Genomic DNA, 11,376 nt, shown 5'->3' with positions numbered 1-11,376 from the left:
CGCGACGGTAGGCAGGGGCGCCCCGGGGGCGCTGCTCCATAGTGAGCAGTTGGGATCGACGCCCCCAAATGAAGCGCCACCGGGGTGCGGCCGCGCGGCCGCGCCCCGGTGGCGCAGGTGGTGCGACGGTCAGCCGCCGCAGCGGTACAAGGCGATCGCCGGCTTCTGGTCGGCCGGTGCGCCGTACTCCGCCGGCGGCACCACCGTGCAGTTGCCGGTCACCCACGCCTTCACGGCGTCGGTGTTGGGGTTGGGCAGCAGCTTGCCGAGCACGCTGGCGTCGGCGAAGTAGACGAACTTCAGCTCCTTGCGAGCCACCAACCCGCTGAGCTCGTCCGCCGTCGGGGTGTGCGTCCGCCCCGACAGGCCGGCCATCGGCAGCACCGGCGCCTTCTCGGCCAGGATGAACGGCAGGGCCTGGACCTCGGGATAGATGGCGGTGACGAACTTCTCGCCGCTGTTCTGCGAGCGCACGTACGTCAGCAGCGCGCGCTGCTGCGGGGTCAGCTCGGTGGTGGTGCCGAAGATGGGCCGGATGACGTGCAGGATCTCCCGCATCGTGTCGGCGTCCTTGCCCTTCGGCAGGAAGCCCACACCCCGCACCGGCCCGGCCGTGGCCTCACTGACCGTGCCCCGGTACTTCGGGACGACGACCGACGCCGACCAGACCACCGACGGCAGCAGGATCGCCACCAGCGCGACGATGAAGGCGTACCGGGTGGTGGAACCCTCGGCCCCGCCGCGCGCCGCCGCGAGGCCGAGCAGCACCACGGCGACCAGGCCGACGACGAGCACCACCACGCCGAAGCCCGGCAGGAACTCGCTGTAGGAGAGCGTGAAGTACGCCCCCCACGCGACGGTCAGCGCCAGCACGACGGGCAGCGCCCAGGCGCGCGGCCCACCGCCTCTGAACTCCCGCCACAGCAGCACGATGCCGTAGCCGGCCAGCGCGGCGATCGGCGGCGCGAGCGCGGCGACGTACGCGGTGTGCGCCAGGGTGCCGAAGCTCAGCGCCAGCCCGGTGACGACGAGCCAGAGCCCCCACATCACCAGCCCGGCCAGGATCGGGTCGGTGCGCTTGCGGCTGGCCCGGCCCCAGAGCAGGCCCAGGACCAGGCCGGCCAGCGCGACCGGGTAGAGCCACCCGATCTGCGAGCCGAGGCTGCTCCAGAAAAGCTTCACGGGGCTGCCCTCGATCTCGGCGAAGCCGCCGAGCAGCGGCACGATCGCGCCGGGCACGTGGATGATGTCGCCCATCCGGCTGAACCCGTTGAACCCGAACACCTGGGAGAATGCGTTGTCGTTGGTGGTGCCGTCGAGGTAGGGCCGCTCGCCGTGCGGCACGATCACGGTCACCAGCATGTACGACAGCGAGACCAGGATCGCGACCGCGCCGGCGATGCCGACCTGCCCCCAGCGCTTCTTGGCCGAGACCGGCGCGGCCAGCAGGTACGCCAGCCCGAACGCCGGCAGCACCAGCCACGACTGGAGCATCTTGGCCTGGAACGCGATGCCGATCCACACCCCGCAGAAGATCAGCCAGCGGAGGCTGCCGGAGTCGACCGCGCGCTGGTAGCCGTACGCGGCGACGATCAGACCGCAGATCAGGGCCGCGTCCTCGATCTGGTTGCCGAACAGCGCCGCCGTCACCGGGGTGAAGGCGAAGATCCCGGCCGCCAGCAGGGCGGCGTGCAGCCCGGCCCACCGCCGCACGATGGCGTAGATGAGCACGACGCTGATGATGCCCTCGATGGCCTGCGGCAGGATCAGCGCCCAGGGGTGGAATCCGAAGATGGCGGCCGAGACGGCCTGCGGCCAGATGTATCCGGGCAGCTTGTCGAAGCCCGCCCAGCCGTTCGGGTCCACCGCGCCGAAGAAGAAGTTGTGCCAGCTTTCGGTCATGCTGCGCACCATCGGGCCGTGGATCGGCTTGTACTCGCTGCCGCCCATCTGCCAGAAGTACAAGAAAGCGGCCCCGGCGACGATGGCCAGCAGGACGGGGCGTGCCCAGGTCGGGTCCCCCTCGGGCCCCGTCCACAGCCTGCTGATGCTTCTCTTTTGTTGCCCGGGGGGCATTTCGCCCTTTTCCCGCTCATCAGTGTTTGGCGATTTCTGCATGGCTTTAATTACCGTGTGAGGATGTCACGGGTCAAGGGGTAATCGCTTCGGGTCCGCAAACCGTGACCGCCCTATCGGACAATTCACTACGCACGGCGACATGCCAGCTTTGCACCATTTGCAGTGCGGGGCGCCCGGCGGCGGTTGATCATGGTAGGAGCTATCGGACCCACCCCAGAATGCTCAATTTGGGGCAGACAGCGGGCACTGCGGTGATCGACCCTGGTCGAGGCATGCGACATTTCGCGCCGGCGATCCACGCGTTGCTCGGTCACGCCGTCGCAGGCCGGTGCGACACAGAATGGAGGCTTCATGAGCGACACCGAGGCCAATGCGCCGGTCGACTACCCTCCCGGGTTCCGCACCGACCCCTACCCCGCCTATGCGGACATGCGACAGGACGGCGCCGCCTGTCACGTCCGTGAGCCCAATGGCCTGCGCCACTGGCTCGTCGTGCGATACGACAGCGCCCAGGGCGTGCTCGACGACAACACGTCCTTCTCCAAGGACCCCCGGCGCTTCTGGGACCAGCTGCGCGACGCCGGTTACGTCACCGCGCCGCAGCCCGACGAGAACGACTACATCTTCCATCTGATCAACACCGACCCGCCCGACCACACCCGGCTGCGCTCGCTGGTCTCCAAGGCCTTCACCGTGCGCCGGGTCGAGCGGCTGCGCCCGATGATCGAGCGCATCGCGCACGGGGCCATCGACGCCATCGCCGGCCGGGGCGAGGCCGACCTCATCCGCGACTACGCCCACCCGGTGCCCTCCACCGTGATCTGCGAACTGCTCGGCGTGCCGCAGGGCCACCGCGACGACTTCCGGCTCTGGTCCACGGCGATGCTGACCGGGCCCGAGGTGACCGACGCGCCGATGACCCGGCAGGAGGGCAACCGGCTCATGCGCGCCTTCCTCACCGAGCTGCTCGAGCGCAAGGCGGCGACGCTCGACGCCGCGCTGCCGCCGGAGGAGCAGCCCGACCTGCTCTCCGCCCTCATCGTGGCCCGCGACGGGGAGAGCCGACTGTCCCAGCGGGAGCTGCTGGCGATGGCGGAGCTGCTGCTCGGCGCCGGTCAGGAGCCCACCGTCAACCTCATCGCCAACGGCGTGCTGGCCCTGCTGCGCGCCCCCGAGCAGCGCGCGCTGCTCGCCGAGCGCCCCGAGCTGATCACCAGCGCGGTCGAGGAGTTCCTCCGCCTCGACGCGCCGGTGCACCAGGCCACGCTGCGCGTCGCGGTGCGCGACGTCGACCTCGACGGCGTACGGGTGCCGGCGGGCAGCGTGGTGACCGTGGCGCTCGGCTCCGCCGGGCACGACCCGGCCCGCTTCACCGCGCCCGAGCAGCTCGACATCACCCGCGCCGGCCCGGCCCACCTGGCGTTCGGCCACGGCATCCACTACTGCGTCGGCGCACCGCTGGCCCGGCTGGAGGGGCAGGTCGCCGTCGACACGCTCCTGCGCCGCCTGGGCGACCTGGCCCTCGCCGTACCCGAGGACGCGCTGCGCTGGCGCGACACCCGGATCATGCGCGGCCTGACGGCCCTGCCCGTCACGTTCACCCCCGTTCCCACCCGAGCGCAGACTGGAGAGTCCGAATGAGCACCAACACCCCCGCGGAGCCGGCGGCGGTGCCGACCGCCGCGAGTCAGGCACCCATCCCGACCGAGCAGATCGTGCACTCGGCGAACTGCGGCCTGATCATCCACCGGGTCGGGCAGCTCGAGTACGAGTTCGCGGCGGAGGGCCGCCAGTTCGGCCACGACCTGTTGGCCTACCTCAACACGGCGCAGGCCGGCGTGTTCACCACCTTCCTCTACGAGGAGGTGCTCGGCACCCGCGACCGGCTGCACTGGTACATCCACCTGAAGTCGCCGCACGACTACCAGCGGGTGCTGCACATGGTCGACCACGACCGCGACTTCCAGGACATCTCCGAGAACGACCGGCTGGAGGAGAAGGGCGGCGGCAACTGGGAGCGGATGTTCGTGCAGGGCAGCATCCAGGAGCGCATCATCTGCCCGCAGCACGGCAAGACCCACCCCGACGACGGCTTCGACCCGCAGGTGATGTTCCTGCCGCCGGCCCGGCACCAGACCGAGCAGCCGGTCGAGGCGCAGCTCAACACCGCCACCAGCGGCGCGCTGCTGCACCGCACCGCAGAGGTGCGCTACGACGTGCGCGACCCCGCCCGGGACTTCGCCGTCGCCTGGCAGGAGCGGCTCAACCTGGCGCTGCCCGGCGTCGTCACGTCCTTCTTCTACGAGGAGACCTTCGGCAAGCAGGACCGCATCCACTGGCTGATCCACCTGCGCTCGCTCGCCGACTACCCGGCGCTGCGCGAGGCCGCCGCGGGGCCCGGGGCCGAGGAGCTGCTGCGGCGCGAGTGGGTGCCCAAGTCCCGGGGCGGTGGCTCCTGGGGCGGCATGTTCATCCCCGGCACCATCCAGGACACCGTGCTGGTGCCGTACGTCGGTGGCGTGACCCCGCGCCTGCCGCTGTGACCCCCGACGCCCCGACCGCACCCCAGGAGGAGCGATGACCGCGACCAACCACCAGATCCCGTGCGCCCAGCAACAGACGAGCGTGGCGCCCGACAAGATCCTGCACTCGGCCAACGCCGGCGTCATCGTCGAGCGCGTCGGTCAGCTGCGCGGCGACTTCCGCTCGGAGGGCCGCCAGTTCGCCCGCGAACTCGCCGAGTACATGAACACCAACTACTCCGGCCTGGTCACCGTCTTCCTGTACGAGGAGACGTTCGGCACCAAGGACCTGCTGCACTGGTTCATCCACCTGAAGTCGTTCGACGCCTACGACACCCTGCTGAGCATGGGCACCCGCGACGAGGGGTGGCGGGACCTGATCCTGCGCCACCGCATCCCCGCCGAGCGCGGCGGCGGCGGCTGGGAGCGGATGTTCCTCGACGCCGGGCTGCGCGAGACGGTGCTGCTGCCGCAGTTCAACGGCATGTACGGCACCGGCGACCTGGCGCCGACGAGCAACCGGCTGGGCGGGGCGGAGGTCGTGCCGCCGGCGCAGCACCAGACCACCCTGCCGCCCGAGGAGATCCTGCACTCGGGCAACGCCGGCATCGTCATCCACCGGTGGGGCCAGCTGCGCTACGGCCTGCGCGCCGAGGGCCGGCAGTTCGCCCGCGACGTCGCCGCGATGATCAACGAGCAGCAGCGCGGCGAGGTCACCGTGTTCGTCTACGAGGAGGCGTTCGGCCGCTCCGACCGGATCCACTGGCTGCTGCACCTGAAGTCGCTCAGCTCCTACTACTCCATGATCGACATGCGGGCGTTCATGAAGCCCGAGGTCCGCGACGTCTACACCCGCGACCGCATCGCCCCGGAGAAGGGCGGCGGCACCTGGGACCGGATGTTCATGGACGCCACCCTGACGGACCTCGCGCTGACCCCCCAGCACTGGGGCATGCACGCCACGGCGGTGACCAGGCAGTCCTGACGCCGACGCCGAGCGAGGTGCCCCGGGGGCCGCGGCCCCCGGGGCACCGCCGTGTCACCGGCCCGATCGGGTCACCAGGTCACCGGCAGCGCGTGGACGCCGTGCACGCTCATGTCCTCCCGGAACGGCACCTCGTCGAACGGCACCGCCAGGCGGACCCCGGGCAGCCGCCGCAGCACCGCCGGCAGGGCGATCTGCAACTCCAGGTTCGCCAGCGTCCCGCCCAGGCACTGGTGCGGGCCGTGCCCGAACGCGAGGTGCTGGTGGGCGTTGGGGCGGTCGAAGTCCACGGTGTCGGGCGCGGGGAAGACCGTCTCGTCGCGGTTCGCCGACGGCAACGAGATGATCACACCGTCGCCGGCGGAGATCAGCACGTCCCCGATCCGGACGTCCTCGGTCGCCACCCTCGGCACGCCGTCCTTGAGCACCGAGTGGTACCGCAGCAGCTCCTCCACCGCCCGTGGCACCACCGCCGGGTCGCCCATCGCCGCGCGCAGGTGGTCGTGGGTGAGCAGGGTCAGCAGGCTCAGCGCGAGCATGTTGGCCGTGGTCTCGTGGCCCGCGACGAGGAGCAGCCAGGCCATCGTGACGATGTCGTCGTGGCTGAGCCGACCCGCGCGCCCGTGCTCGCGGACCAGCTCGCCGAGCAGGTCCTCGCCGGGCGCCCGCTCCTTGGCGGCCACCAGCTCGTCGAGGTACGCGTACACCTCCGCCCGCGCGGTGCGGGACTGCTCCGCCGTCACGTCGCGGGAGACGATCGCGGTGGCGGTGCGCTCCTGGAAGAAGGCGTGGTCGGTGTAGGGCACCCCGAGCAGGTGACAGATCATCTGGGTGGGCACCGGCAGGGCGAAGTCGCGTACCAGGTCGGCCGGGGGGCCCTTGTGCGCGATCTCGTCGAGCAGCTCGGCGACGACGGCCTCGATCTCGGCCCGCCGCCGCTGCACCGAGCGGGTCGAGAACGGCTGGGCCACCATCCGGCGCAGCACGCCGTGTTCCGGCTCGTCCATCCGGCTGAAGCTGCGCCGCCCGGAGCGTTCGGCCCCGACCAGCAGGCCCGGACTGAGCCGGGGGAAGCGCGGGTTCGTCGCGTCGGCGCTGAACCGGCGGTCCTGCAACACCTGCCGGGCGTACTCGTGCCGGGTGACCAGCCAGGCCTCGTCGTCGTTCCACAGCCGGATCCTGGCGATCGGCTGCTCGCGGCGCAGGTCGCGGAGCTGGTGCGGCGGGTCGAGCGGGCACTCGCGGCGCCCCGGGAGCGGGGGTGGCTGGGACATGGCGGTCCTTCCTGGGCGGGGCCGCACGAGGAGGTCGTCGGGCCCGCCCGGAGGCTGCCGGAGCGCTCAGGCGCCCTCGTGGGCCGCGGCCTCCCGAGGGCCGGCTGCTGTGTCGGTGGCGGGCGCGGGGTCGGTGGGGGTGGGGGTGGGGGTGGGGGTGGCAGCGGTGCGGGCGGGGTCGGTGGGGGCGGGGTCGGACTGCGGGACCTCGCGCAGGAACAGGCTGGCCACGGCGGCGACGAGGGCGATGACCGCGGCGGTCAGGAAGACGGTGTGCAGGGCGTCGGCGACGCCGAGGCGGACCGTGCCGAGGATCTGGTCGTAGAGCGCCGGGCGGTCCGGGGGCAGCGAGGCGCGCATCCGCTCCAGGGCCGCCGGGTCCAGCGCGCTCTGCGGGTCACCCTCGGCGAGCCCGCCCGGCAGCGCCACCCCGGGCGGCAGGCCCACGGTGGAGAGCCGGGCGGCCACGGCGTCGGGCAGCCGCGCCGAGAGCACCGCGCCGAGCACGGCCACCGAGACGGGGCCGGACATCACCCGCCAGAACTGGATCTGGCTGGTGCCCACGCCCAGGTGGCTGCGCTTCACCGCGTTCTGCACCACCGAGGTCGTCAGGGGCAGCAGCACGCCCATGCCGAGGCCGACGAGGACCATGGCCAGGGTCGCCCAGCCACCGGCGGTGCCCGGCCGGGTGTAGGCCAGGATGGTCAGCGCCACCGCCAGCGCCAGCAGCGCGGCGGTCGCCAGGTAGCGGTAGCGCGGCACCCGCGACAGCAGCCGGCCGGTGAGCGTGCTGGTCACGATCAGGCCGAGCATGAGCGGGGCGAGCAGCGTGCCCGAGCGGGTGAGGCTCTGCCCGAGCACGCCCTGGAAGAGCAGCGGCGCGAAGTAGACCGCCGCCATCATGCCGAACGTGGCCAGGAAGGCCACCACGATCGCCAGGGTGAACGGATTGCTGCGGAACAGCCCGAACGGCACCAGCGGCTGGGCCACCACGCGCGTCTCCACGACGTAGAAGCCGACCAGCACGGCCGCGCCGACGCCCATCAGCAGCCACGCCGTCGGCGACGGGCCGCCCTGCCCGGTGCCCGCCGCCGAGAGGCCGATCAGCAGCGGGGTCAGCCCGGCGGCCAGCAGCGCCGAGCCGAGCAGGTCCAGGTCCCGCCAGGTGGTGCGGCCCTGCACGCGCGGCAACGAGAGCGCGAAGGCGAGCGCCACCAGGCCCAGCGGGACGTTGATGTAGAAGACCCACCGCCAGCCGAACTGGTCGGTGACGAACCCGCCGGCCAACGGCCCGAGCACCGAGCTGACCCCGAAGACGCTGCTGGCCACGCCCTGGATGCGGGCCCGCTCCGAGGGGCGGTAGAGGTCGCCGAGCACCGTGTAGACCGTCGCGATGAGCATGCCGGCGAAGACGCCCTGCAGTGCCCGCGCGGCGATCAGCCAGCCCATGCCGGGCGCCGCGCCGCAGAGCCCGGACGAGCCCATGAAGCCGACGATGCCGACGATCAGGAACGGCTTGCGCCCCACCAGGTCGCCGAGCTTGCCGGCGATGGGCACGGCGATCGCGCAGGACATCAGGTACGCGGTGCCGACCCACGCGTACAGCGACAGCCCGTTCAGCTCGGCGGCGACCCGGGGCAGGATCACGCCGATGGCCTGGTCGAGGGAGGCCAGGGCCAGGGCCAGCAGTGCGCTCGCCGTGCCCAGGATGCGCCGGTGGGTGGGCAGCAGCCCGGCGGCGGCCGGCATGGTGTCGGTCGACATCCGTCGTCCTGTCCTTCGCGTGTGCGCAGAACGGGCCGCGCGGGATTACGCGGCCCACTTCGGTGCGTCTTCGTTACGCGGCGACGAACGGCGGAGTGTCGATCTCGGCCGCACCGCGACAGAGTACCGTCCGTGCCGACGCGCACACAATGCGACAGCCGCCGGGGATCCGGTCAGCCCTCGACCTCGTCCCAGTTGCGCATTCCGCCCTCGGAGCCGGAGACCTGCCGCCAGATCAGCCCGTCCTTGAGGACGTACGCGCCGAAGCCGATCTCCTCGACGCCCTTCACGCTCATCACCCCGCGCAGCAGGATCGTGTCGTCGGTGTGGATGTACTCGAGCATCTCCAGGTACTGCATGTTCATCTTCATGTAGTCCTCGAGCATGCCCCGGATCTCGTCGCGGCCATGCAGGATGCCCTGGAAGCGCACCACCTCGGCCTCCGGGTGGTAACACTGCATCAGCCCGTCCAGGTCGTTCTTGGCCAGGTGCTCCGCCTGCTTCAGGAAGATCGGGTGCATCTGCGCCATCTGGTCGCTCATCGGGCCTCCTCGGTCCGGTCGTGGTCCATCGACTGCCACCCATGCTCGCCGGGCGACCGGATCCTGTCTGCGCACTTCTGCGCACTCACCAACCTCGATGGCATTCCCCGCCGCTCTGCGCAGATTTGCGCAGACGGGCGCGGGCACGGTTCGTATCTTGACGGTGACCGACGGCAATGCCGTACCCCGTTCGGAGGACCCCGCCCATGACATCCGTCGGCATCGAGGCGATCAACGCGTACGTCGGACCGGCGTCCCTGGACGTCCGGCAGCTCTTCGAGGCGCGCGGGCTCGACCTGCGCCGCTTCGGCAACCTGCTGATGACCCGCAAGTCCGTCAACCTGCCCTGCGAGGACGCCGTCACCAACGCGGTCAACGCCGCCAAACCCATCGTCGACGCGCTGCCCGCCGCCGCCCGCGAACGGGTGGAGCTGGTCGTCGTCGGCACCGAGTCGGGCCTGGACTTCGGCAAGCCGATCAGCACCTACGTGCACGCCGCACTGGGGCTGGGCCGGCGCTGCCGCTCGTTCGAGACCAAGCACGCCTGCTACGGCGGCACGGCGGCGCTGCAGATGGCCGCGGGCTTCGTCGCCAGCCACCCCGACCCGGACGTACGCGCCCTCGTGGTGGCCGCCGACGCGGCCAGCGTCGCGGCCCGCTCCACGTACTGGGAGCCGTCGCAGGGCGCCGGCGCGGTCGCCATGGTGGTCAGCCGGCACCCGGACATCCTGGCGCTGGACGCCGGCGCCAACGGCTACTACAGCCACGAGGTGATGGACACCCTGCGCCCCCGCCCCGACCTGGAGGCGGGCGACTCGGACCTGTCGCTGCTGTCGTACATGCACTGCCTGGAGCAGTCCTACCAGCACTACGCGGAACGGGTCACCGGCGCCGACATCGTCGACACCTTCGACTACCTGGTGCTGCACACCCCGTTCGCCGGGATGGTCCGCAGCGCCCACCGCACGCTGCTGCGCAAGGTCAAGGCGATGCCGCCGGCCGGGATCGAGGCGGACTTCCAGGCCCGGGTCGCGCCGTCGCTGCGCTACTGCGCCGAGGTCGGCAACGTCTACTCGGCCGCGCTCTACCTCGCGCTCTGCGCGCTGATCGACACCGGCGACTTCGACCGCCCGCGCCGCATCGGGCTGTACTCCTACGGCTCCGGCTGCGCCTCGGAGTTCTACAGCGGGGTGGTCGCCGACGGCGCGGCCCGCCGGCTCGCCGCCCTGGACCTGCCCGGCGCGATCGCCGCGCGGTACCCGCTGAGCATGCCCGAGTACGAGGCCGTCTCCGACGCCAGCCTGCACCGGATGTCCGGCGTGCGCGACCACGTCTTCGACGTCGACGGCTACGCGGCCGTCTACGAGTCGCGGATGCGGGGGCGCGGGCTGCTGGTGCTCGACGAGATCCGCGACTTCCACCGGAGGTACCGGTGGAGCTGACCGCGCCGAACGGCACCCTGCTCCTGCGCTCCGAGGCGGCCGTGCTGACCGTCACGCTGGCCCGCCCCCGCGAGCAGAACAGCATCACCCCCGCGCTCATGGCCGACCTGCACGACGCGCTGGACCGGGCCGAGGCCGACCCCGCCTGCCGGGTGGTCGTCCTGCGCGCGCAGGGCCCCGCCTTCTGCAGCGGCATGGACCTGCACGCCGCCGCGGGCAGCACCGACGACCTGGCCGCGCACGGCGGCGAGCGGTTCCTGGGCCTGCTCAAGCGGCTCACCACCGTCGAGCGCGTGGTGGTCTCCTGCGTGGACGGCCGGGCCTCCGGCGGCGGCGTGGGTGTCGTCGCCGCCAGCGACTTCGCGTACGCCACCCCGGCCAGCCAGTTCGGCCTGCCCGAGGCGCTGTGGGGGCTGCTGCCCTGCTGCGTGCTGCCGTTCCTCATCCGCCGGGTCGGCTTCCAGCGGGCGTACACGATGACGCTGTCGACGCTGCCGATCGACGCTGCCGAGGCGGCCCGCCGGGGCCTGGTCGACGAGGTCGCCGAGGATCCGGGCCCGGCGCTGCGGCGGCTGCTGGTGCGGGCCACCAAGCTCGACCCCACCACGATCGGCGACCTCAAACGGTACTTCCGCCGCATGTGGATCGTCTCCGACGAGATGGAGGCCGAGGCGCTGCGCGAGTTCGGCCGCCTGATGACCTCGCCGGTGGCCCGGGAGCGGATCACCGCGTTCGCCACCGGCCAGCGGATGCCGTGGGAGCGCTAGG

The 11,376-nt window shown here is 71.9% G+C and carries 10 protein-coding genes; 6 read left to right on the top strand and 4 right to left on the bottom strand.

The window, feature by feature from the left end; translation table 11 throughout:
- Positions 1-129: 129 nt before the first annotated feature.
- Entirely contained in the window at positions 130-1,902 is a 1,773-nt protein-coding gene (locus ACLQ2V_RS16770; RefSeq protein WP_425719408.1) for an ArnT family glycosyltransferase, read from the bottom strand.
- Here ACLQ2V_RS16770 and ACLQ2V_RS16765 point away from each other — a divergent pair.
- The 4 genes from ACLQ2V_RS16765 (at position 1,901) to ACLQ2V_RS16750 (ending at position 5,586) form a co-directional block, all read left to right on the top strand.
- Complete coding sequence (locus ACLQ2V_RS16765) at positions 1,901-2,137, top strand: hypothetical protein (protein WP_425719407.1); 237 nt, start codon at positions 1,901-1,903, stop codon at positions 2,135-2,137. The two genes, ACLQ2V_RS16770 and ACLQ2V_RS16765, sit on opposite strands and share 2 nt — an antisense overlap.
- Positions 2,138-2,430: 293 nt before the next feature.
- On the top strand, positions 2,431-3,720 hold the full coding sequence (locus tag ACLQ2V_RS16760) for a cytochrome P450 family protein (RefSeq protein WP_425719406.1): 1,290 nt from the start codon (positions 2,431-2,433) through the stop codon (positions 3,718-3,720).
- The gene (locus ACLQ2V_RS16755) at positions 3,717-4,622 is read left to right on the top strand and encodes a DUF6039 family protein (RefSeq protein WP_425719405.1); all 906 of its coding nucleotides are present in this window, start codon (positions 3,717-3,719) and stop codon (positions 4,620-4,622) included. Before ACLQ2V_RS16760 ends, ACLQ2V_RS16755 begins: the two co-directional genes overlap by 4 nt.
- 34 nt (positions 4,623-4,656) lie before the next feature.
- Positions 4,657-5,586: a DUF6039 family protein gene (locus tag ACLQ2V_RS16750; protein WP_425719404.1), complete on the top strand. Its 930-nt coding sequence runs from the start codon at positions 4,657-4,659 to the stop codon at positions 5,584-5,586.
- 71 nt (positions 5,587-5,657) lie between these two features.
- Here ACLQ2V_RS16750 and ACLQ2V_RS16745 read toward each other — a convergent pair whose 3' ends face one another.
- From ACLQ2V_RS16745 to ACLQ2V_RS16735, 3 genes are all read right to left on the bottom strand, one after another.
- The gene (locus ACLQ2V_RS16745; RefSeq protein WP_425719403.1) at positions 5,658-6,860 is read right to left on the bottom strand and encodes a cytochrome P450; all 1,203 of its coding nucleotides are present in this window, start codon (positions 6,858-6,860) and stop codon (positions 5,658-5,660) included.
- A 66-nt stretch (positions 6,861-6,926) separates the two neighbouring features.
- Positions 6,927-8,624 carry an MFS transporter gene (locus tag ACLQ2V_RS16740; RefSeq protein ID WP_425719402.1) on the bottom strand — a complete coding sequence of 566 codons (1,698 nt, stop codon included), beginning with the start codon at positions 8,622-8,624 and terminating at the stop codon, positions 6,927-6,929.
- 173 nt (positions 8,625-8,797) lie between these two features.
- Positions 8,798-9,166 (bottom strand): nuclear transport factor 2 family protein, encoded by a 369-nt coding sequence (locus ACLQ2V_RS16735; RefSeq protein ID WP_425719401.1) that lies wholly within the window; start codon positions 9,164-9,166, stop codon positions 8,798-8,800.
- Between the two features lie 206 nt (positions 9,167-9,372).
- Between ACLQ2V_RS16735 and ACLQ2V_RS16730 the strand changes: the two genes are divergently transcribed.
- A complete protein-coding gene (locus ACLQ2V_RS16730; protein ID WP_425719400.1) occupies positions 9,373-10,608 on the top strand; it encodes a hydroxymethylglutaryl-CoA synthase family protein in 1,236 nt (411 codons plus the stop codon).
- On the top strand, positions 10,599-11,375 hold the full coding sequence (locus tag ACLQ2V_RS16725; RefSeq protein WP_425719399.1) for an enoyl-CoA hydratase-related protein: 777 nt from the start codon (positions 10,599-10,601) through the stop codon (positions 11,373-11,375). Before ACLQ2V_RS16730 ends, ACLQ2V_RS16725 begins: the two co-directional genes overlap by 10 nt.
- Position 11,376: the final 1 nt, after the last annotated feature.

Origin of the sequence: Micromonospora sp. DT233, from assembly GCF_049841815.1 — a bacterium.
Lineage (GTDB): Bacteria > Actinomycetota > Actinomycetes > Mycobacteriales > Micromonosporaceae > Micromonospora.
Note: the sequence above shows the minus strand (reverse complement) of the source record. Positions and strands in the feature narration are given on the sequence as shown.